This is a genomic window from Pseudomonas sp. TWI929 (assembly GCF_039673335.1).
Taxonomy (GTDB): domain Bacteria; phylum Pseudomonadota; class Gammaproteobacteria; order Pseudomonadales; family Pseudomonadaceae; genus Aquipseudomonas.
Map to the genome: position 1 here is coordinate 48,584 of NZ_JBDJLK010000008.1, position 21,899 is coordinate 70,482.

22 protein-coding genes are annotated in these 21,899 nt (G+C 62.8%); 5 read left to right on the forward strand and 17 right to left on the reverse strand.

Translation table 11 applies throughout. From position 1 onward, the window contains the following. Positions 1–368 precede the first annotated feature (368 nt). From ABE456_RS06095 to ABE456_RS06160, 14 genes are all read right to left on the reverse strand, one after another. Positions 369–1,934 carry a flagellar hook-associated protein 3 gene (locus ABE456_RS06095; RefSeq protein WP_346643144.1) on the reverse strand — a complete coding sequence of 522 codons (1,566 nt, stop codon included), beginning with the start codon at positions 1,932–1,934 and terminating at the stop codon, positions 369–371. 13 nt (positions 1,935–1,947) lie between these two features. Then, positions 1,948–3,990 (reverse strand): flagellar hook-associated protein FlgK, encoded by a 2,043-nt coding sequence (gene flgK, locus ABE456_RS06100; protein WP_346643145.1) that lies wholly within the window; start codon positions 3,988–3,990, stop codon positions 1,948–1,950. Between the two features lie 12 nt (positions 3,991–4,002). Continuing rightward, a complete protein-coding gene (gene flgJ, locus ABE456_RS06105) occupies positions 4,003–5,157 on the reverse strand; it encodes a flagellar assembly peptidoglycan hydrolase FlgJ (RefSeq protein WP_346643146.1) in 1,155 nt (384 codons plus the stop codon). An 11-nt stretch (positions 5,158–5,168) separates the two neighbouring features. Then, positions 5,169–6,284 carry a flagellar basal body P-ring protein FlgI gene (locus ABE456_RS06110; RefSeq protein ID WP_346643147.1) on the reverse strand — a complete coding sequence of 372 codons (1,116 nt, stop codon included), beginning with the start codon at positions 6,282–6,284 and terminating at the stop codon, positions 5,169–5,171. A gap of 6 nt (positions 6,285–6,290) precedes the next feature. Further along, positions 6,291–6,986, reverse strand: a complete 696-nt coding sequence (gene flgH / locus ABE456_RS06115) for a flagellar basal body L-ring protein FlgH (protein ID WP_024087479.1) — start codon at positions 6,984–6,986, stop codon at positions 6,291–6,293. Between the two features lie 45 nt (positions 6,987–7,031). Further along, positions 7,032–7,817, reverse strand: a complete 786-nt coding sequence (gene flgG / locus ABE456_RS06120) for a flagellar basal-body rod protein FlgG (RefSeq protein WP_024087480.1) — start codon at positions 7,815–7,817, stop codon at positions 7,032–7,034. A gap of 47 nt (positions 7,818–7,864) precedes the next feature. Next, positions 7,865–8,605 (reverse strand): flagellar basal body rod protein FlgF, encoded by a 741-nt coding sequence (locus tag ABE456_RS06125; RefSeq protein WP_024087481.1) that lies wholly within the window; start codon positions 8,603–8,605, stop codon positions 7,865–7,867. A gap of 159 nt (positions 8,606–8,764) precedes the next feature. Beyond that, on the reverse strand, positions 8,765–8,935 hold the full coding sequence (locus tag ABE456_RS06130; protein ID WP_024087482.1) for a hypothetical protein: 171 nt from the start codon (positions 8,933–8,935) through the stop codon (positions 8,765–8,767). A gap of 168 nt (positions 8,936–9,103) precedes the next feature. Beyond that, on the reverse strand, positions 9,104–10,426 hold the full coding sequence (gene flgE / locus ABE456_RS06135) for a flagellar hook protein FlgE (protein ID WP_346643148.1): 1,323 nt from the start codon (positions 10,424–10,426) through the stop codon (positions 9,104–9,106). A 31-nt stretch (positions 10,427–10,457) separates the two neighbouring features. Continuing rightward, entirely contained in the window at positions 10,458–11,159 is a 702-nt protein-coding gene (flgD, locus tag ABE456_RS06140; protein ID WP_346643149.1) for a flagellar hook assembly protein FlgD, read from the reverse strand. A 12-nt stretch (positions 11,160–11,171) separates the two neighbouring features. Continuing rightward, the gene (gene flgC / locus ABE456_RS06145; protein WP_024087485.1) at positions 11,172–11,615 is read right to left on the reverse strand and encodes a flagellar basal body rod protein FlgC; all 444 of its coding nucleotides are present in this window, start codon (positions 11,613–11,615) and stop codon (positions 11,172–11,174) included. 2 nt (positions 11,616–11,617) lie between these two features. Next, the gene (gene flgB / locus ABE456_RS06150; RefSeq protein ID WP_016711821.1) at positions 11,618–12,028 is read right to left on the reverse strand and encodes a flagellar basal body rod protein FlgB; all 411 of its coding nucleotides are present in this window, start codon (positions 12,026–12,028) and stop codon (positions 11,618–11,620) included. Positions 12,029–12,367: 339 nt separating this feature from the next. Then, complete coding sequence (cheR, locus tag ABE456_RS06155; protein ID WP_004575768.1) at positions 12,368–13,195, reverse strand: protein-glutamate O-methyltransferase CheR; 828 nt, start codon at positions 13,193–13,195, stop codon at positions 12,368–12,370. 51 nt (positions 13,196–13,246) lie between these two features. Continuing rightward, positions 13,247–14,176: a chemotaxis protein CheV gene (locus tag ABE456_RS06160; RefSeq protein WP_024087487.1), complete on the reverse strand. Its 930-nt coding sequence runs from the start codon at positions 14,174–14,176 to the stop codon at positions 13,247–13,249. Between the two features lie 77 nt (positions 14,177–14,253). Here ABE456_RS06160 and flgA point away from each other — a divergent pair, with 77 nt between their 5' ends. The 4 genes from flgA (at position 14,254) to ABE456_RS06180 (ending at position 16,830) form a co-directional block, all read left to right on the forward strand. Beyond that, positions 14,254–15,006 carry a flagellar basal body P-ring formation chaperone FlgA gene (flgA, locus tag ABE456_RS06165; RefSeq protein WP_346643150.1) on the forward strand — a complete coding sequence of 251 codons (753 nt, stop codon included), beginning with the start codon at positions 14,254–14,256 and terminating at the stop codon, positions 15,004–15,006. Between the two features lie 163 nt (positions 15,007–15,169). Then, complete coding sequence (gene flgM / locus ABE456_RS06170) at positions 15,170–15,490, forward strand: flagellar biosynthesis anti-sigma factor FlgM (RefSeq protein ID WP_346643151.1); 321 nt, start codon at positions 15,170–15,172, stop codon at positions 15,488–15,490. Positions 15,491–15,539: 49 nt separating this feature from the next. After that, positions 15,540–16,007 (forward strand): flagellar protein FlgN, encoded by a 468-nt coding sequence (locus ABE456_RS06175; protein ID WP_346643152.1) that lies wholly within the window; start codon positions 15,540–15,542, stop codon positions 16,005–16,007. A gap of 79 nt (positions 16,008–16,086) precedes the next feature. Continuing rightward, positions 16,087–16,830, forward strand: coding sequence for a flagellar regulator YcgR PilZN domain-containing protein (locus ABE456_RS06180; protein ID WP_346643153.1), 744 nt, complete (start codon positions 16,087–16,089; stop codon positions 16,828–16,830). 170 nt (positions 16,831–17,000) lie between these two features. Here the strand turns inward: ABE456_RS06180 and ABE456_RS06185 are convergent, their stop codons facing one another. The 3 genes from ABE456_RS06185 to bkdR form a co-directional block, all read right to left on the reverse strand. Further along, entirely contained in the window at positions 17,001–18,341 is a 1,341-nt protein-coding gene (locus ABE456_RS06185) for an MFS transporter (RefSeq protein ID WP_346643154.1), read from the reverse strand. A gap of 128 nt (positions 18,342–18,469) precedes the next feature. Beyond that, complete coding sequence (locus ABE456_RS06190) at positions 18,470–19,711, reverse strand: glutamine synthetase family protein (protein ID WP_346643177.1); 1,242 nt, start codon at positions 19,709–19,711, stop codon at positions 18,470–18,472. A gap of 271 nt (positions 19,712–19,982) precedes the next feature. Next, positions 19,983–20,468 carry a Bkd operon transcriptional regulator BkdR gene (gene bkdR / locus ABE456_RS06195; RefSeq protein ID WP_012273540.1) on the reverse strand — a complete coding sequence of 162 codons (486 nt, stop codon included), beginning with the start codon at positions 20,466–20,468 and terminating at the stop codon, positions 19,983–19,985. Positions 20,469–20,666: 198 nt separating this feature from the next. Between bkdR and ABE456_RS06200 the strand changes: the two genes are divergently transcribed. Then, positions 20,667–21,899 carry a 3-methyl-2-oxobutanoate dehydrogenase (2-methylpropanoyl-transferring) subunit alpha gene (locus tag ABE456_RS06200; RefSeq protein ID WP_346643155.1) on the forward strand — a complete coding sequence of 411 codons (1,233 nt, stop codon included), beginning with the start codon at positions 20,667–20,669 and terminating at the stop codon, positions 21,897–21,899.

The window sequence follows — 21,899 nt, forward strand, 5'->3', positions numbered from 1 at the left end:
GCTGCATAGAATACAGGGAAGATGAACGTTTTGACTCATTGGTCACATTGAAATGCTACGAAAGCCGTGCGGAAGGTGTGGGGACTGGGGAATTTTGGGGGTGACCGGGCGGGCACAACACCTGCGGGATAGGCCTTCAGTCGCGAAAGGCGGGTAAAAAAAGCATCCCACAGTTATGTGTGATCCTGAAACCTGCTCGATCCCTGTGGGAGCGGGTTTACCCGCGAAGCAGGCGACGCGGTGGATGGCACCGGCTGCGCCGGTGTTCGCGGGTGAACCCGCTCCCACAGGGACCGCACCAGCTTCCAGAAGTTGAACACGGCAGCAGCGCCCGCCAGGGCGAGCGCTCCAGCCTGCCAGGCGATGGATCAGATCTTGTCGAACAGGCTCAGCTGCGAAATGCGCGCAAAGGCCAGCTGCGAGGCTTCGAGCATGGCTTGCTGCAGGGTCAGCTGGATGGTCGCCGAGGCCATGTCGGTATCACCAATGGCACTTTGCGTGCTTTTGTTGGCCAGCCCCAGGCTTTCGTTTTCCTGCGCCTGAATATCCAGCGAGTTGCCCCGCGCACCGATCGAACCGCGGGTGATGTCGATGCGGTCACGGGCACTGGCCAGGTTGGAAATCGCCGAGTCGGTGGCGGTTTTCAGCGCGGCCTGCGCCTCTGGCGAGTCAATCGGCTTTTCCAGGGCGCTGCGCAACTGGCCCAGGGTGTCCAGCACGTTCTGCGTGCGGTGGGTATTGGCGCTCACCGAGAACTGGTCACCCTGCGCTGGCGCGCTGTCGAACTGGTAGGTAACGCCAGCCACCGTGACCGCGTTGCCCGCCCCTACCGTGCCCGAGGCAATCGGCTTGCTGTCGGCACTATACGGCTGGGCATACAGCGAATACTCGGTGTCGCTGGTAAAGCGGATCACCGCGCCGTCGCTGGGGAAGGTGCTGCGGTAAGCTTCCGGGTCGGTGATGCTGGTGCCGGTCACCTGCGCCGTCGACGGGTTGCCGGCGCTGCGCGTGGCAGTCAGGGTGTCTGGCTTGGCTTCAAGGGTGAACACGTGGCCAGCCACCACAGCGTCGGCATCGTCGCCTTCGGCGAGGTTGAGGTTGACCTCGAAGTCGACACCGCGCAGCGAGATCATCTTGCCGCCTTCGGTGTTGACGTCGAACTTACCCTTGCCTGCGGTTTCGGTGGTGATGTCGTTGCCGGCGGCATCCTTCACGCTGTACTCGGTGGCACTGGTGAAGGTGACGGTGTACGGCTGGCCGGCGGCAAACTGGTTGCCGTAGGTGGTGGCCGAAGTCAGCAGGCCGCCAGACAACAGCACCTTGCCATCATCCGGCGACGGCGCCACCAGGTTCGACTGGGTGCGGCTGTTGTTGGTGGCCTGGTCGAAAATGCTGTAGCCGGTGTCGTTGGTGGCCAAGCGCAGGGTGTCGGACACCTGCAGGCTCAGCTGGGTCTGGTCGCCCTGGTAGCTGTAGGTGCCATCGGCGTTGCGCACATAGGGCGGGGTCGACGACTTGGAGCCGCCGAACATGTAGTCGCCGTTGGCATCGCGCGTGTTCAGCAGGCCGAACACGTTGGCTTCGATTTCCTTGATCTCGCTGGCAATCGAGGTGCGGTCGGCATCGCTGAGGCCGCCGTTACCGGCCTGGATCGCCAGTTCGCTGGCGCGCTGCAGGGCGTCGTTGATGGTGGAGAGCACGCTCTCTTCCTGCAGCAGGGCATTCTTGACCGTGGTCATGTTGCCGCTGTACTGCTCCAGCAAGGCGCTCTGCTGCTGCAGCACCAGCAGGCGCGCAGCGCCAACCGGGTCGTCACCGGCAGACTGGATGCGCGACTTGGAAGTGACCTGTTCGGTGATCTTGGCCAGGTTGGAGTAGTTCTGCGAGTAGCTGGTGGCGCTGGTCTCATAGAACTGAGCAGTGGAAATACGCACGGTCGTCTACTCCTTACAAGGCGTTGATCAGGGTGCTGAAGGTTTCTTGCGCCGCCTTGATGATCTGCGACGACGCCGTGTAGTAATGCTGGAACTTCACCAGGCTGGCCGCCTCGTCATCGAGGTTCACGCCCGACACCGCGCTGCGGCTTTCGGTGGCGGACTTGAGCACCGCCTGGGTCGCCGTGGTGTCGATGGTGGCCTGGCTGGCCTTGGCCCCTACCCGCTCGACCAGCGAGGCATAAGCCGAGGTGAAGCTGGTGCCGGTACCGGAGTTGGTACCCACGGTCGACTTGGTTTGCAGGTCCAGCAGGGCGTTGGCGTTGCGGTTGTCTGCCTTGCCGTCGGCATTGAACGACAGGGTGAAGCTGTCGTTGGCCGCCGGGCTGCCGCCGATGGTGGTTTCGACGGCAAAGCTGCGCGGGTTGCCGCTGGCATCGAGAATCGGGTTGCCAGAGGCATCGAGCATCGGCACGGCGATGGACAGTTTGTTGTCCTGGCCAGGCACCACGCTGCCGGTACCAATCTGGGTACCTTTGGCGTCGTACAGTTTGTAGCCTTGGGAGCCGCCGCTGGCGGCGTCGAACACCACGCGCACCGGCATCGAGTCGCTGATTGCCTTTTGCACCAGCGCGGTGTCGGCACCGCCGTAGATATCCAGCGTTTCGCCAAGCGACGGCTGGGTGATGGTGCCAGTGCCGGCATTGCCGCTGCCCGCCGTGGCGCTGATCGGCCCGGCAAAGGCCAGCTTGTTGGCATCGGTGAGCACGGTACTGATGCTGCCCGCCGCTGCGCGGGTGGGGATCACTTTGAAGCTGTCCCCTGCTGCCAGGCCGCCGCCCTTCAGCGACAGGCTGAAACCGTCGATGACCGGCGCCGGGTCGGCGCTGAGGTCGAAGCTGCCCATGTCGGTGCCGTCGGAGCGGCGCACGCTGTACTGGTTGGCGCTGGTAAACGTCACCTCGTAGTCGTAGGTGGTCAGCGCGCCGCTATCGGCAATGGTCACGTCCAGGTTGCCGGAACCTGTACTGTTGTTCGACGAGGCCAGGCTGCGCTGGGCAATGGCGGTGGCGCTGTTGATGCTGGAGAACAGCGAGCTGCCGAACTGGCCGTTGGCATCCAAGCCTTGGCCCAGCTGGCTGTTGATGCTGTCGGCCACCACCAGAGCAACCCGACCCAGCTCGTTCATCGACGGCATCAGCACGTCCTGGCGATAGCGCAGCAGGCCACCGATCGCGCCACCGGTCACCACCGAGGTCACGTCGGAGCTGAACGACTCGTAGTTGATACGCAGGCTGGCCTGGCTCTTGTCGGCAGCGCCAGGCTGCACCGACAGGGTGTTGGCCTTGTTGCCGGTAACCAGCGACTGGCCACTGCCCAGGTACACGTCGTAGTTGCCGTCGCGCTCCTGCACCGTCACACCCACCAGCTCGTTGAGCTGGCGCACCGCTTCGTTGCGCGCATCCAGCAGGCTGTTGGGGGTGTTGCCGGTGCCGCTGGCTGCGGCGATCTGCTTGTTGTACTCGGCGATGTTGGCGGTCAGCTTGTTGACCTGGCCAGCCATGGTGTCGAGCTGGGAGTTGATCGTTTCGCTCTGCTGGGTCAGCTGGGCGCTTACCGCGTTGAAACGGTTGCTCAGGGTTTGCGCCTGGGTCAGCAGCAGCTGGCGCGAGGCCACGTCACCGGGTTTGGCCGCTGCGGTCTGCAGGGCCGAGAAGAACGCAGTGAGCACCGAGCTGATGCCGGTGTCGCGGTCGGCCAGCAGCTTGTCGACGCTGTTGATCTGGTCCTGGTAAGCGACCGAATCCGCCTGCAGCGAGGTGGCGGTCTGCAGCTGGTTGTCCAGGTAGGAGCTGTAGATGCGGCGCACGTCTGACAGCGTGGTACCGGTGCCGAGGAAGCCGGCGCCGATATTGTGCGAGGGCCCCGCCGCCTGGATCGTCTGCTGGCGCGAATAGCCACTGGTCGCGGCGTTGGCGATGTTGTTACTGGTTACCGACAAGGCCGCCTGGCTGGCACTCAGGCCACTCAGGCCGATCGAAATCAGGCTCGACATGATTTAGTCCTTTTATAGATTCGTGGTTCTGCCAGCCATGGCGTATTGCGGGGTTGTCTGCATTTGCTGGGCGATGCTGATGATCTTGCGCGCATAGCCCGGGTCGGTCGCATAACCTGCCTTTTGCAGCTCTCTTGCAAACTGCTCAGGGTTATCGGCCGAATCCAGCGCACCTTGATAGCGAGAATTGCTCTGCAACAGGCTTACCAGGTCGTGGAAGCTGTCCTGATACGAGTCGTAGCTGCGGAACGCCGCCGTTTCCTTGACGAACTGGCCATCGCGGAACTCGCTGGTAATCGCCCTGGCCTGCTCGCCCTGCCAGTTGCCAGTGGCCTTGATACCGAACAGGTTGTGGCTGCTGCTGCCATCGGTATTGCGCATCACCGACTTGCCCCAGCCGGTTTCCAGGGCGGCCTGGGCCACCAGGTAGCGTGGGTCGATGCCAATGCGCTTGGCGGCCTGCTCGGCCATCGGCAGCATGGTGGCGACGAATGCGTCGCTGTCGGCGAAGGCCTTGTTCGGCGCAAGCGGCGGCTGAGCCACGGCGCGGCCGACAATGCGCAGGCCGCTGTCTGGTACGGCGAAGGCCTTGGCCACTTGCTGGCCCTCGCGGGCCGGCACGGCAGCGCTGTTGGCGGTGGCTGCCGACGGCACGATGCCAGCCAGCAGGCGGTCGGTGAGCTTGCTCGGCAGCGCCAGGCGCCGCGAGTTGAGCGCGGCGACGTCGTTGCGGGTGGTGGCCGTATCCGTGGCGTGTACCGGCTCCGCCACCTTGTTGCCCCACAGCGCCGGGCCAGCATTATCGACACGCGGGAACGGGCTGGTGTTGATCGACGCGCTGCGGCCCTTGGTCAGCTGGCGCACCAGCACGTCCTGCAGGCCGATACCGCCGCCCTCGCGGGACATGCTCACGGCCAGCTGCTGGTCGTACATGTCACGGTACTGCTTGACCGTTTCGGTGTTCATCGGGTTGTCATCGGCCAGCACGTCGCTGGCCTTGCGCGAGGCCTTGAGCATTTCACTGATGAACAGCGACTCGAACTCCTGCGCCACCTTGCGCACGTTGGCTTCGCTGTCGCGGTCGCCATGCTTCAGGGCATTCAGGCGGTTGAGGTCGGTGTAGGCACCGCTGTCGCCGCTGCCGGTAACCAGGCTTTTGCTGTTCATCCGCGCCGTCCTCAAATCACGATCAGGTCGGCCTGCAAGGCGCCGGCCTGTTTCAGGGCTTCGAGGATGGCCATCAGGTCGCTGGGCGCTGCGCCCACCTGGTTCACCGCGCGGACGATCTCATCCAGCGTGGTGCCCGGGCCGAACTTGAACATCGGCTTGGCTTCCTGCTCGGCGTTAACCCGCGAGCGTGGCACCACGGCGGTCTGGCCGTTGGAGAACGGCCCCGGCTGGCTGACGATCGGGTCTTCGGTAATGGTCACGGTCAGGCTGCCGTGGGTCACCGCTGCAGGCGACACCTTGACGTTCTGGCCGATGACGATGGTGCCGGTACGCGAGTTGATGATGACCTTGGCCACGGCCTGGCCCGGGTCGATTTCGAGGTTTTCGAGGATCGACAGGTAATCCACGCGCTGGCTTGGGTCCATGGGCGCACTGACCCGCACCGAGCCACCGTCCACGGCCTGGGCCACACCAGGGCCGAGCAGGTCGTTGACCTTGTCGACAATGCGCTTGGCGGTGGTGAAATCGGGGCGGTTGAGGTTCAGGGTCAGGCTGTTGCCCTGGTTGAAGCCGCTCGGCACGGCACGTTCAACGCTGGCACCGCCAGGGATGCGACCGGCCGACGGAACGTTGACGGTGATCTTCGAGCCGTCACGGCCCTCGGCATCGAAGCCGCCCACCACCAGGTTGCCTTGGGCGATGGCGTAGACATTGCCGTCGATACCCTTGAGCGGGGTCATCAGCAGGCTACCGCCGCGCAGGCTCTTGGAGTTACCGATCGAGGACACGGTAATGTCCACCACCTGGCCGGGCTTGGCGAACGGTGGCAGGTCGGCATGCACCGACACCGCCGCGACGTTCTTCAGCTGCACGTTGCCGGAGCCGGCCGGCACCTTGATGCCGAACTGCGACAGCATGTTGTTGAAGGTTTGCAGGGTGAACGGCGTTTGGGTGGTCTGGTCCCCCGTGCCGTTAAGCCCCACCACCAGGCCGTAACCGATCAACTGGTTGGAACGCACGCCAGAGATGCTGGCGATGTCCTTCAGGCGCTCGGCCTGGGCCGCAAAGGCACAGGACAGGAGCAGGGTTGCGGCAAGCAACTGCCTCACGTTGAACATGGTCATCCGTACTCAGAAAGGCCAAAGCGGGCTGATGAAGAAGCGGTCCAGCCACCCGGGCTGGCTGGCATCGGCGAACGAGCCGGTACCGGAATAGGTGATGCGCGCGTCGGCCACACGGGTGGACGGCACGGTGTTGTCGGTGGCGATGTCGTCGGCGCGGATCATGCCAGCAATGCGCACCAGCTCTTCGCCGGTGTTCAGGGTCAGCCACTTCTCGCCACGCACGGCGATGATGCCGTTGGGCAGCACTTCAGCCACGGTCACGGTGATGGAGCCAGTCAGCGTGTTGCCCTGAGTGGCCTTGCTGTCGCCCTTGGTGGCGCGCTCGCCGTTGTAGCCGGCTTCCAGCGACAGGTCACCGCTGCCGAACGGGTTGTTGGTGTTCGGCGTGGTGCCGAACAATGACGTCAGGCCAATGTTGGCGTTGCTGTTCTTCTGGATCTGCGAACCGGCGTTCTTGCTGGCCGAGGTTTTCTCGTTGAGGGTGATGGTGATGATGTCACCCACCCGGAACGCCTTGCGGTCGCTGTACAGGTTCTGCTCGAAACCGGCCTGGTAGATCGAACCGTTGTTGGCCGCTGCCGGCAACGGGGTGCGCGGCAGTACCGGCGCGTAGTACGGGTCGTTGGGCTTGGGCGTCGGCGCGACGCAACCTGCCAGCAACACCGCCCCCCCCAGGGCGAAAACGGACAACAGACGATTCATGACGCTTACCTCACGGGCACGGGTGTAACGAAAGATCAATGCGGCTTACAGCTGCTGGGTAACGAACGACAGCATCTGGTCGGCGGTGGAGATGACCTTGGAGTTCATCTCGTAGGCACGCTGGGTGGTGATCATGTTCACCAGCTCTTCCACGGTGCTGACGTTGGAGTTTTCCAGGGTCTGCTGCTGGGTGGTGCCGAAACCGTTCAGGCCCGGGGTGCCGACTTGCGGCGCACCGCTGGCGGCGGTTTCGAGGAACAGGTTGTCGCCGATCGCCTGCAGGCCGGCCGGGTTGATGAAATCGGCGGTCTGGATGTTGCCGATCACCTGCGCAGCCGGGTTGCCGGCAGTGGTGATCGACACGGTGCCGTCGGTGCCCACGGTGAAGGTTTGCGCGTCGTTCGGCACGACGATGGCAGGCTCCAGGGCGTAGCCGTTGGCGGTAACGATCTGGCCGTCGGAGTTCAGGTGGAAGGTACCGTCACGGGTGTACGAAACAGTGCCGTCCGGCTGCAGGACCTGGAAGAAACCACGGCCGTTGACCGCCATGTCCAGCGGGTTTTCGGTGGTTTGCAGGCTACCGGCGATGAAGCTTTTCTGGGTGCCGACAATGCGCACCCCAGTACCGACCTGCAGGCCCGACGGCAGCTCGCTGTCCTGGGTGGACTGGGCGCCAGGCTGACGCTTGATCTGGTAGAGCAAGTCGGCAAATTCGGCACGGTCACGCTTGAAGCCGGTGGTGGAGACGTTGGCCAGGTTGTTGGAAATGACCGTCAGGTTGGTGTCCTGGGCGGACAGGCCGGTTTTAGCGACCCAAAGAGCCGGAAGCATGTAAGTTCTCCTCGTGCGCCTGTTTTACGGCACCCGTTCAAAAGTGATTAGCCGATTTGCAAAACCCGAGCCATGGCTTCGTCGCCTTCCTTGGCCGTGTTCATCATCTTGACGTGCAGTTCGAACTGGCGGGACAGCGCCAGCACCGAGGTCATTTCCTCGACAGCGTTGACGTTGCTGCCTTCCAGGAAGCCCGATACCACCCGTACGTTGACGTCGGCATCGGCCGGCTGGCCAGAGGTGGTGTGGATCAGGCCGTCCGGGCCCTTGTTCAGGCCCTTGGTGTCCGGGTTGACCAGTTTGATGCGGTCGACTTCGGCGATCACCCGCGGGTCTTCACCCATGGAGCGGATGCTGAGGGTGCCGTCGGCGCCCACTTCCACCTTCTGCTCTGGCGGGATGGCAATCGGGCCACCGTTGCCGATCACCGGCATGCCGTTGCCGGCGCGCAGCACGCCGAGGGCGTCGATATTCAGGCTGCCGGTACGCACATAGGCTTCGCTGCCATCCGGCGCCTGCACGGCAATAAAGCCCTTGCCGGTTACCGCCACGTCGAGGTCGCGGCCGGTTTCCACCAGTGGGCCCTCGCTGAAGTCGGTAGCCGGGCGCTCGGTCATGGCAAAGGCGCGCGCCGGAAAGCTGTCGCCAAACACCGGCATCGAGCGCGCCTGTTCCAGGTCACGCTGAAAACCGTTGGTGGAAACGTTCGCCAGGTTGTTGGCGTGGGCCTTTTGCGCCAGCGCGTTCTGGCTGGCGCCGGTCATGGCCACATAAAGCAGTTTGTCCACAGCATCTCCTATGCGCGCACCTGCCGCGCTGTCACTGCGCAGGGTCAAGCAATAATCGAACCAAGTCCGCAAGCCCCTGTTTACGGGGGGCTCAGCCAGGCAAGGGGCAATAAACGTCAGTTTGTCGGCGGATATTTGCCGCCTGCGGCAAGGGTTTGCTCAGTAGGTACGGCAGCCGGCGTTGTTGTACGGGCCGGAATGGCGTACCCAGCCATCGCCTGGGTTGGTGGCCGAACACATGTAGCGGCCGGTGGCCAGGCTTTGCCATTGGTAGAACGGCGCGGGGGCGGCCGAGAGCGGCAAGGCCATGGCCAGGAGGGCTGTGAGCATTAGCCGTTTCATTAGCGTTAGCCTTTTAGAATTTGGGGCCGCTTTGCGGCCCATCGCAGGCAAGCCAGCGCCTACAAGGGGAACGCGTTTCCCTGTAGGAGCTGGCTTGCCTGCGACGGGCTGCAAAGCAGCCCCAATCACACACAACTGTGCACTAACAAACGAGCATCAGCTCATCTGGATGATGGTCTGCATGATGGTGCTTTCGGTGGAAATGGTCTTGGCGTTGGCCTGGTAGTTGCTCTGCGCCTTGATCAGGTTGACCAGTTCACCCGTCAGGTCGACGTTGGAGTCTTCCAGCGAGCCGCCGGTAATCTGGCCCAGGGTGCCGGTGTCCGGGGCGCCGATCACTGGCACGCCCGAAGCGTAGGACTCTTTCCAGGCAGTACCACCAATAGGGGTGAGGCCCTGCAGGTTGGCAAAGTTGGCAATGGCAACCTGGCCGATCACCTTGTCCTGGCCGTTGGTGAAGTTGGCAAACATGTTGCCGTTTTCGTCGATGGTCAGGCCCGACAGCTCACCCGTGGCAAAGCCATCCTGGCTCTTGGCGGTGGTGGCGGACGCAGCGTTGTACTGGGTGGTACCCAGCATGTCCAGGTTGACCCCACTTGCGCTGGCGCTGGCACCGTTGGAACCCCATACGCCGGCGGCGTTCTTCTGTGCCGGAATCCAGTTGTCGAGGCTGAAGGTTTTGTTGGCCGCGATGGTCAGGCCGCCGGTTACTGGGCCTGCGGTCATGGCTGCAGTGTCCAGGGTACCGTCAGACTTGAACGGCAGCTTGTTGGCCAGCGGTGTGGTCGAAGTCGGGTCGGCAGGGTTGCGGCCATCGATGGTGGTGTACATGGTCCACGAGTTGCTGGCAGCATCCTTGACGAAGTACTGGTTCAACTGGTGCGCATTACCCTGGCTGTCGTACACGTCGGTGTTGAACGTGTAGTTGTAGGTGCCGGTCTTGGTCGGGTCGAACGGCGTCTCGGTTGGCGCGGTGGCGCTGGAGTTCAGGTTGACGCTCTCGGAGACGCGCCCGGTCGGGTTCGGCGTCAGGTTCGAGGTGTCGATCTGCAGGTTGGTCAGCACACCCTGGATGATCTTGCCGTTGGCATCCACGGCATAACCTTGCAGGTTGGCGCCCGACGAGTTGACCACGTAGCCATCCTTGTCGCTGTAGAAGGCACCGGCGCGGGTGTAGATTTTCGAGCCGTTGTCGTTCAAGGCAAAGAAGCCGTTGCCATCGATGGCCATGTCCAGCGCCTGGCCAGTGCCATTGATGTTACCCGGGGTGAACAGCTGCGACACCGCCGCAGTCTTCACACCACTGCCCACCACGGTCTTGCCGGCGCTGGTGCCGCGGATGGAGTTGGAGTACTGGTCGGCGAACTCGGCGCGCGAAGACTTGAAACCGGTGGTGGCAACGTTGGCAATGTTGTTGCCGGTAACGTTCAGGGCCTTGTTGGCTGCATAGAGGCCGCTAAGGCCGATATTGAAAGACATGTGCTAAAACTCCTGTCGTTTAGCTTGGGCCCTAGACGCCAATGCTCTGAATTTTGGAAAGCGCAATACTGCCCAGCCCTGCGAGGTTGAGCGTCATTTCCGCGCCGTTGGTGCCCATGGTCACGCTGGTGACCGTGGCTGGCAGGTTGGTGGTCAAGCTGGTGGCGGTACCGTCGACCGAACCGGTGGCCTTGAAGGTGTAGGTGCCGGCAGGCAACGCTTCACCGTCGTCATCCAGGCCATCCCAGGTGAAATCGGCCTTGCCAGCGGCCTGGCTACCCAGGTCGATGGTGCGCACCAGCTTGTCGTCCTTGTCGTAGATACCCACCGAAGTGGAGGTACTGGACGAGGTCACATTCACCGAGCCTTTCATTTCCTTGCTGGTGTCGACCACGGCCTTGCCGGTTTCCACGATCACGTTGCGCCCGACCAGCGACGAGGCCTGCAGGGCCTGGGACGACTGGAAGCCGGCGGCGATATAGAGCACCGAATCATTGAGCGACTGAATGCCCTCAAGGCTGCTGAACTGCGCCAGCTGGGCAACGAACTCGCCGTTTTCCTGCGGGTCGAGCGGGTTCTGGTTCTGCATCTGGGTAACCAGCAACTGCAGGAAGGCATCCTTGCCCAGCGCACTGCCGGCGGTACCGGTAGCGCTGTCGGTCTTGGACGTCTGCTTCTGCAGCGAGGACAGGTATGCGCTGCCGACGTCGGTAGTGGAATTGGTGGTGGTCATGTCGGCTTCCTATCACTGCCCCAGGGTCAGGACTTTCTGCATCATGCTCTTGGCCGTGTTCATCAGCTCGGCGTTGGTCTGGAACGCACGGCTGGCGGAGATCATGTCAGCCATCTCCTCGACCACGTTGACGTTCGGGTAGTAGACGTAGCCGTCCTTGTTCGCCGCCGGGTGGTTTGGCTCGTAGCGCGCTTCCAGGGTGCTCTGGTCCTCGACGATGCCTTTTACCTGCACGCCCTGCCCTGCTTCGCCCTGGTCTTCGAACAGCGACTGGCTGCTGCCGGCCTGCGCGTCCTGGAAGGTGGTGGCGAACACCGGGTGGCGGGCGCGGTAGGTCTGGTCGATGCTCGAAGACACGGTCTCGGCGTTGGCGATGTTGGAAGCGACGGTGTTCAGGCGCGTGTTCTGCGCGCTCATGCCGCTACCGGCAATATTGAAGACACTGGAAAGGGACATGGTCATTCTCCCCGCAGGGCGGAAACCAGCCCTTTGAATTTACTGTTGAGCAAGGTGAAGCTGGCCTGGAAGCCGATGGCGTTTTCGGTGTAGTTCGATTGCTCGATCTGCGCATCCACGGTGTTCTGGTCGATCGACGGCTGCAGCGGCGTGCGGTACTTGAGGGTATCGTCAGCCGCAATGGCCAGGCCTTCAGCTTCGATGTGCCGGCTATTGGTACGGTCCATGGCGAAGCGGCCGCTTTGCTGCTTGCTGGTTTCGGCGGCGAGCACCGAAGAAAAGTCCATGTCACGCGCCTTGTAGTTGGGCGTGTCGGCGTTGGCGATGTTGTTGGCCAGCACTTCGGCGCGCTGGGCGCGGAAGCCCAGGGCCTTTTCGTGAATGCCAAGCGCCTTGTCGAAGCTGATGCTCATGTCGGGGAAACCTTCGGAGGTTGACCGGAATTTCGTTGAGCAAGGTATAGCAAGGGCTGTGCCAACCACTGCAAAGCCCGTGTTTATGGGCTTTGGCGGTAGGGTACTGTCAGAGTGATGCCAGAAAAGCGGCAAAGGCCTTCCGCCTGGGGCGGCGAAAGCGGCAATTGCCAGGTGGCAAAAGCGGCAAAACAAAAAATTGACGTCAGGGTTTTTCCTGCGCTGGCCTCTTCGCGAGTGAACCCGCTCCCACAGTGATCTCGGCAGGCACAAATGCCCGCGAAGAGGCCGGCACAGGCAAACAAAAAGGCCGGCAACTTTCGCTGCCGGCCTTCTGGTTTACTTGGCCTGGTAGATGATCCCCGGGCTGCACTGCACCATCTGGTAATGGTCCGGCAACCCGTTCAGCGCCTCCGAGGCGCCGAGGAACAAGTAGCCACCCGGTTTCAAGGTGCTGTGAATGCGCAACAGGATGTCCTTCTTCACCTGCGCCGAGAAGTAGATCAACACGTTGCGGCAGAACACGATGTCGAACTTGCCCAGGCTGGCATAGCTGTCGAGCAGGTTGAACGATCGGAACTCGACGCGACTGCGAATCGCCGGCTTGACCGCCCAGCGCCCCGGCCCCTTGGGGTCGAAGTAGCGCTGCAGGCGCTCCTGAGACAGGCCGCGGGCAATCGCCAGGCTGTCGTACTCGCCGGTCTTGCAGTTGGTCAGCATGGTGCCAGACAGGTCGGTGGCGACAATCTGCGCGCCCATTTTCAGCTGGCCAAGGTTGCTGCGCTCGAACTCGTCGATGGCCATCGAGATGGAATACGGCTCCTGCCCCGACGAACAGGCCGCCGACCACATGCGCAGGCGCTGGCCGGGGTTGTTGCGGATGAACTCGGGGATCACCTTGTTCTTCAGCACTTCGAACGGGTAGGTATCGCGAAACCACAGGGTCTCGTTGGTGGTCATGGCATCGACCACCTGCTCGCGCAAACCGCCACGCGGCTGGGCCTGGATGCGCTGCACCAGCTCGCCCAGGCTCTTGATGCCCTGTTGTTCCATCAGCTTGTTGAGACGGCTGGAAACCAGGTACTGCTTATTCTCGCCCAGCAGGATGCCACAGGCTTTCTCCAGGAAGACCCGGAACTGTTCGAAATCCAAATTACCCGTAGACACTACTGCCGCCTCTTTTCAATCACTGGTGCCGGGGGCTTGCCCCCGGCTGCTTCAATGCGTTGCCTTGATCCGGTCGACCACCCGCTGGGCCAGGTCGTCCGGCTTGAACTTGGCCAGGAAGTCATCGGCGCCGACCTTCTTGACCATCGCCTGGTTGAACACCCCGGAAAGCGAAGTATGCAGGCAGATGTGCAGTTTTTGCATGCGCGGGTCGCTGCGGATCTCTGCCGTTAGCGTATAGCCGTCCATTTCCGGCATTTCAATGTCCGAGATCATCATCAGGAACTCTTCTTCCGGCTTTTTACCCTCATCCACCAACTGGCGCAGGTAGTTCAGGGCCTGCCGGCCGTCATTGAGCGCCACCACTTCCACCCCCACGGTCTGCAGGCAGCGGCTGACCTGCTTGCGCGCCACCGACGAATCGTCAACGGTCAGCACCCGCAGCAGCACGGCCTTGTCCTGCACCTCGGCATCGATCACACCCGCCGACACCGACTCGGACGACGGCGCCACCTCGGCCAGCACCTTCTCCACGTCGATGATCTCGACCATGCGGTTGTCCACCCGGGTGACTGCAGTCAGGTAGTGGTCACGCCCGGTCCCCTTGGGTGGTGGGTGGATTTCTTCCCAGTTCATGTTGACGATGCGCTCTACCGAGTGCACCAGGAAGCCCTGGGTCTTGGTGTTGTACTCGGTGATGATCACGAAGCTGTTGCGCGTTTCTTCCTGCAGTGGGCGCAGCCCGGTGGCCATCGACAAATCGAGAATCGGGATGGTCGACCCGCGAATGTTGGCAACGCCACGCACCACCGGGTGCGCCTTGGGCAGCAAGGTCAGCGCAGGGCATTGCAGCACTTCCCTGACCTTGAATACGTTGATGCCGTAAAGCTGCTCGCCGTTAAGGCGGAACAGCAGCAATTCCAGGCGATTCTGCCCTACCAGCTGCGTGCGCTGGTTGACCGAATCCATAACACCCGCCATGCCAGACTCCTTTACATTTCAGCCTTTCGTTGCGACTCAACCAGCGAGTCGGCACGAGCTTTGCTTTTATGAGCGCCATGTACACGAAAACGACATTTTCCCGACGATTGACGCGCCTGCTGACGGGCTCACTGGCCACGCTGTGCTTGCTGGTGCCCGGCGTTCGCACGGTAGCGGACGCCTTCACCTTGCCTGAACAGCTTATCGGTGTCACCCAAGGGTTTCTTGAATTCACCGTCGAAGATTACCTGGCCACCACCCAGACTGCGGGCCGTTACGAGATCCAGGTCAACTCGCTGGACCCACGCCTGCGCATGCCGTTGTGCAGCCAGCAGCTGGACGCCACGCTGGAGAGCCCGGCCCAGCCGCTGGGCCGGGTGACCGTGCGGGTACGCTGCGACGGCAGCGCCCCGTGGACGGTATTCGTGCCGGCCACCGTGCGGCTGTTCCGCGACGTGGTAGTGGTCACCCGCCCGCTCAAGCGCGGCAACGAAGTGGGCGAAGGCGACGTGGCGCTGCGCGAGCGTGATGTGGGCACATTGGGCCAGGGCTTCCTCAGCGAACTGGACCAGGCGGTGGGCATGAAGATGCTGCGCCCCACGGTGATCGACCAGGTGCTCACCCCGCAGCACCTGGAGCAGGCCGAGGTGGTGCGCAAAGGTGACCAGGTGGTGATCATCGCCCGCAGCGGCAGCCTGAGTGTGCGCATGCCAGGTGAGGCCCTGAGCAAGGGCGGCCTGAGCGAACAGATCCGGGTACGCAACCTCAATTCCAAACGGGTGGTCAAGGCCAGGGTGACCGGCCCCGGCCAGGTCGAGGTGAGCATGTAGCCAGCCACCACATTGCGCTGGCAGTAAGGAACCGCTTTTCCTAAACTGTGTCAGAAAACGGGTACGTGAGCTTGCTGACAGGCAGCTATGCATTTGTGCCTAAAGTTTCTTTCGGGTTGGCCGAAAACAAGGCAAGCGTCCAAATACCCAGAGGTTTCTGATCATGGTCATCGACTTCAGTCGTTTGAATAACTCTCCGTCCGTCACGGGCGGCGTGCGCGGCAACACCGCGCCCGGCAGCGCCGAAAAGCCGGCAGCCAGCCAGGAAGCGGCACAAGCCACCAGCGCCAGCGCCAGCGGAGAAGCAGTACACCTCAGCCAAGAGGCCCAGCAGTTGCAGAAGATCAGCGACAAGCTGCAAGACGAGCCGGTAGTCAACAGTGCCCGTGTGGCCCAGTTGAAACAGGCGATCGCCGATGGCAGCTACCAGGTCGATGCCGGCCGGGTCGCCAGCAAACTGCTCGATTTCGAAGCCCAGCGCTGACCGTTCGGCGCGCTGACTTCACGGACGCTATAAAAGCCAAGAGTTAGCCATGCACGACACCACCTTGCTGCAACTGATCGAAGATGACATTGCCCCGATGCAGGAACTGCTCGACCTTCTGCACAAAGAAGCGATCGCCCTGCATGGCCGCGACATGCCGCTGCTGGAGCAGATCCTGGCGCGCAAACAGTCGTTGATCATCTTGCTCGAGCAGCACGGCCAGCGCCGTAGCCAACTGCTCGGCAGCCTCGGCCTGAGTGCCGACCGTGCCGGCGTGCAGGCGGTGGCGGCGCAATCGCCGCATGGCGAGGCGATGCTGCAGCGGCTCGACATGCTGTCGCAACTGATGGACAACTGCCAGCAGGTCAACCAGACCAACGGGCAGATCATCCAGGTGCAGCAACACGTTACCGGCAACCAGATCAGGATCCTCATGGGCGGCGATTCGCCGTCGCTCTACGACAGCCGCGGCAGCACCTCGCCGCTGGCCAAGCCACGGGCCCTCAGCCAAGTTTGATTTTTCTATCAAGGCACGGAACATACTGGCAAAATGCCGTTAATTGCGTGTGTCGCTTTTGCCTGGAGAACGATAAGCCGTGTTCAATGAAACCGATGCCCCGCAGCCACCAAAGGTACTGAGCACCCCTTTGGAGATTGCGGCCAACTTGCGGCAGCTGCAGGAAAGCCACGACCCCCTGATCATCACCTTCCATGACCGCAGCCAGCGCTTCCAGAGCTACGTGGTGCATGTGGACCGTGACAGTAACACCCTGGCGCTGGACGAGATGATCCCCCGCGACGGTGAGAAGTTCATCGAAAACGGCGAACACTTCCGCGTAGAAGGCTTCCACGATGGCGTGCGCATCGCCTGGGAATGCAACCACGAGCTGAAGATCAGCGAAGTCGACGGCCACCGCTGCTACCGTGGCGCCATGCCGCAAGAGATGACCTACCACCAGCGCCGTAACGCCTTCCGCGCCGCGCTGAAGTTGTCGCAACTGGTCGATATCATCCTCGATGGCGCCCACCTCAAGGGCAACGGCGCCCTGCGTGGCAAGCTGCTGGACATCTCCGCCACCGGCTGCAAACTGCGCTTTGAAGGTAATGTCGAGGATCGCCTGCAGCTGGGCCAGGTGTACGAGCGCTTCAAGGCGGGCAGCCCGCTGGGCCTGGTGGATACCATGGTCGAGCTGCGCCACCTGCACTATGAAGAGCGCATCAATACCACCTTTGCCGGCGTGCGCTTCCACAACCTTACCGGGCAGGCACAGCGCAAGATCGAGAGCTTTGTGTACCAGCTGCAGCGCGAGGCGCGGCGGTTCGACAAAGACGACTATTGATCGTCGGCCTGTAAAACAAAAACGCCACCTTTTAGGGTGGCGTTTTCATTTGTGTTTTTCCTGTACCGGCCTCTTCGCGGGCTTGCCCGCTCCCACAGGTACAGTACCCGTTTCAAAACCTGTGATACCCCTGTGGGAGCGGGTTTACCCGCGAAGAGGCCAGTGCAGGCTTACACCGATTTACTGGTCTCTTCTGGCTCGGGAGCCTGTTGCTCGGCCCCCTTCTCTTCCGCCTCGGTATCCTCCGCTGCCACCGGTGCCTGCATCACGTCCTGTACGGTCTGCTCATCCACCCGTGGGTCCAGCGCCGCCGACAACGGCGAACCGGCGGCCGGCATCGCCACGTGGCCCAGCGGGGCGTCCTGCACCTGGTGCAGGCCGGTAACCGCCTTCGGTCGAATGCGCCACACCAGCACCAGCGCAAAGAACACGAAGAAGGCATATAGCATCTGCGCACCCAGTACCTTCATCAGCACACCGGCGGCCAACGGCCCGATACAGGCGCCAACACCATAGGTCACCAGCAGCATCGCGGTCAGCGATACCCGCCGCTCGCTTTCCACGTGGTCGTTGGAAAACGCCACCGCCAGCGGGTACAGGCAGAACTGCAACAGCGAAATCAGGAAGCCGATACCGAACAGCAACTCCAGCGGCACGCTGGGCATTATCGCCAACGGCGCTGCGGCCAGCGCCAGGCCCACCGCCACGCTGCGGATCAGCACCGCCCGGTCGTAACGGTCAGACAGCCAGCCCAGCGGCCACTGCACCAGCAGGCCGGCAAAAATACAGCTACCCATGAATAAACCAATCTGTTCGGTAGTCATCCCTTGGCTGGAGGCATACAACGGCGCCAGACCGTAGAACGAGCCGACGATCAGCCCCGAACCCAGCACCGTGCTGAGCGACTGCGGCACCCGTTTGATGAAGAACTTCGGTTCCATCGGCGCCGGGCGCAAGGGGGCCGGGTGAATGCGCCGGGTCATGGCCACCGGCACCAGGCACAGGGCAAAGCACATCGCCACCAGCATCAGCAGCTCTGGGCCGAGCTGCGGGTGCACTACCAGGATCAGCTGGCCAAGCACCAGCCCCAGGTACGAGGCAATCATGTAGCCGCTGAACACCGCGCCGCGGTGCTTCACATCGGCCTGCTCGTTAAGCCAGCTTTCGATGACCATGTACTGGCACATCATGCCCAGGCCCACGAGCATCCGTAGCCCGACCCAGGCCGGCAACCAACTGGTCAGGCCATGGCCAAGCACCGCCGCACAAACGATGCCGGCGCAGGTGGCATAGGCGCGAATATGCCCGACACGGCCGATCAGCCGGTGGCCGACCTTGCCGCCGACTGCCAGGCCAAAGTAGTTGGCGGCCATCAACGCACCCACCCATAAACTGTCGACATGGTCGGCAGCCAGGCGCAGGGCCAGGTAGGTACTGAGCAGGCCCGAGCCGATCAACATCATCAGCGCGGCGAAATACAACGACTGAAACGGCTTCCATATATTTCGCATAGGTCCCGTGAAGCTCCCTTGGTCAGGTGGCGGGGGTGCTTGCAGCATAAGGGCAAAAAACGTCCCGCGCAGGCCCCCTTGAGCGATTTGCTGCCATGGCGGCGTGTCCGGTGCAGGTCGTGTCGCGATCAGGCCTGTGCCGCCAGCACCCGGCGCTCCCACGGGGTGATCTCGTCAAAGAAATCGGTCAGCTCCAGGGTCTTGCTGGCGATGTAGCCTTCGATGAACTCGCTGCCGAACAGCTCCCGCGCCAGCGCGCTGCGCTTGAGGCGTTCAAGGGCGGCATGCAGGGTGCATGGCAGGCTCAGGTGTTCCGGCACCTCGAACTCGCCCTGGATGGCCGGCGACGGCTGCAGGCGCTGCTCGATGCCGTGCAGGCCGGCGGCCAGGCTGGCGGCAATGGCCAGGTACGGGTTGGCGTCAGCGCCAGGCAGGCGGTTTTCCACCCGCCGCGCCACCGGCGCGCTGGCCGGGATGCGCAGGCCGGCGGCGCGGTTGTCTTCCGACCAGCAGGCGTTGTTCGGCGAGGCATAGGGGTGGCACAGGCGTTGGTAGGAGTTGACGTTGGGCGCAAACAGCGCGGTGAAGTCGGCCATGCACGCCTGCAGGCCACCGATGAAATGGTGGAAGGTGTCGGTTGGCAGGCCTTGCTCATCGCTGAACACGTTGCGCCCGCTGGCCACCTCCACCAGGCTTTGGTGAATGTGCATGGAGCTACCGGGCGTACGCGCCAGCGGCTTGGCCATGCACACCACGGTGAGGCCGTGCTTGAGCGCCACTTCCTTGAGCAGGTGCTTGAACAGGAAGGTCTGGTCGGCCAGCAGCAATGGGTCGCCGTGCAGCAGGTTGATCTCGAACTGGCTGACGCCCATTTCATGCATGAAGGTGTCGCGCGGCAGGCCGAGTGCGGCCATGCACTGGTACACCTCCTTGAAGAACGGGCGCAGGCCGTTGTTGGAGCTGACACTGAATGCCGAATGGCCCAGCTCGCGGCGGCCGTCGATGCCCTGCGGTGGCTGGAACGGCTGCTGCGGGTCGCTGTTGGGGGCAAACACGAAGAACTCCAGCTCGGTCGCCACCACAGGCGCCAGGCCCAGCGCGGCGTAGCGGGCGATCACTGCCTTGAGCTGGCCACGGGTGGAGAGTGCCGAGGGCCGGCCATCCAGTTCGTTGGCATCGCAGATGGCCAGGGCGCGGCCGTCGTTGCTCCAGGGCAGGCGGTGAACCTGGCTGGGCTCGGCCACCAGCGCCAGGTCGCCATCGTCGCTGCCGTAGAATCTTGCCGGCGGGTAGCCGCCCATGATGCATTGCAGCAGCACACCCCGGGCCATCTGCAGGCGGCGGCCTTCAAGGAAGCCCTCGGCGGTCATCACCTTGCCGCGCGGGACGCCGTTGAGGTCGGGGGTGACGCATTCGATTTCATCGATGCCCTGGAGCTGAGCGGTGCTCATGACGCTTGTCCTTGTTGTTGTAGGCTGACAACAACATAGGCTGGGGGTGTTTAAAATATCAAGCAGCCTCTTTTCCTGTGCCGGCCTCTTCGCGGGAAAACCCGCTCCCACAGGAATATCACTGCCCTCAAGTGCGGCGCCGTACCTGTGGGAGCGGGTTCACCCGCGAAGAGGCCAGCACAGGCAACCACTATTCCCGCAAGGTCATGCCATTGGCCGGCAACGGCAAGGCGGTCTTGTAGCGCACCTGCTTCAGGGCAAAACTCGAACGGATATTGGCCACCCCCGGCAACCGCGTCAGGTAATCGAGAAACCGCTCCAGCGCCTGGATACTCGGCAGCAGCACCCGCAACAGGTAATCCGGGTCACCGGTCATCAGGTAGCACTCCATCACCTCGGGCCGCTCGGCAATTTCTTCTTCAAAGCGGTGCAGCGACTGCTCCACCTGCTTTTCCAGGCTGACATGGATGAACACATTCACATCCAGCCCCAACGCCTCGGGCGACAGCAAGGTCACCTGCTGGCGGATTACCCCCAGCTCCTCCATGGCCCGCACCCGGTTGAAACAGGGCGTGGGCGACAGGTTTACCGAGCGTGCCAGCTCGGCGTTAGTGATGCGGGCGTTTTCCTGCAGGCTGTTGAGAATGCCGATATCGGTACGATCGAGTTTGCGCATGAGACAAAATCACCGGTTTTTTGTGTTTATGCGGAATGTTTATCTGGCCCGCTCGGCAAAGGCAATCAACTTGAGAGAAAAATTCTCCTGCCGGGCCACTAAGATGTAGGGGACGCTGACCTACCAGTCACAAGCCGGTACTCAGCGGCGGCCGCTTCAGAGCTCACAAAAACAAATACCCGAGCGAGCGTAAAAAGCATGAACGAGTACGCCCCCCTGCGTTTGCATGTGCCCGAGCCCACCGGCCGGCCAGGCTGCCAGACCGATTTCTCCTACCTGCGCCTGAACGATGCAGGTCAAGCCCGTAAACCCCCTGTCGATGTCGATGCTGCCGACACCGCCGACCTGTCCTACAGCCTGGTCCGCGTGCTCGACGAGCAGGGCAACGCCCAAGGCCCATGGGCCGAAGACATCGACCCGCAAGTGCTGCGCCAAGGCATGCGTGCCATGCTCAAGACGCGCATTTTCGACAGCCGCATGGTGGTCGCCCAGCGCCAGAAGAAGATGTCCTTCTACATGCAGAGCCTGGGCGAAGAAGCCATCGGCAGTGGTCAGGCGCTGGCGCTGAACCGCACCGACATGTGCTTCCCTACTTACCGCCAGCAAAGCATCCTGATGGCCCGCGACGTGTCGCTGGTGGAGATGATCTGCCAGTTGCTGTCCAACGAGCGCGACCCGCTCAAGGGCCGCCAGCTGCCGATCATGTACTCGGTGCGCGAGGCCGGTTTCTTTACCATCAGCGGCAACCTGGCGACCCAGTTCGTGCAGGCGGTTGGCTGGGCCATGGCTTCGGCCATCAAGGGCGATACCAAGATTGCCTCGGCCTGGATCGGTGACGGCGCTACCGCCGAGTCGGACTTCCACACCGCCCTCACCTTCGCCCACGTGTACCGCGCCCCGGTGATCCTCAACGTGGTCAACAACCAGTGGGCGATCTCTACCTTCCAGGCCATTGCCGGTGGCGAGTCGACCACCTTCGCCGGCCGTGGCGTGGGTTGCGGCATTGCCTCGCTGCGGGTAGACGGCAACGACTTCGTCGCCGTATACGCGGCTTCGCGCTGGGCCGCCGAACGCGCCCGCCGCGGCCTGGGCCCGTGCCTGATCGAATGGGTCACCTACCGTGCCGGCCCGCACTCGACTTCGGACGACCCGTCCAAGTACCGCCCCGCCGACGACTGGAGCCACTTCCCGCTGGGCGACCCGATCGCCCGCCTGAAGCAGCACCTGATCAAGATCGGCCACTGGTCCGAGGAAGAACACCAGGCCACCACGGCCGAGTTCGAAGCCGCGGTGATTGCCGCGCAGAAGGAAGCCGAGCAGTACGGCACCCTGGCCAACGGTCACATCCCTAGCGCCGCCTCGATGTTTGAGGACGTGTACAAGGAAATGCCCGACCACCTGCGCCGTCAACGCCAGGAACTGGGGGTTTGA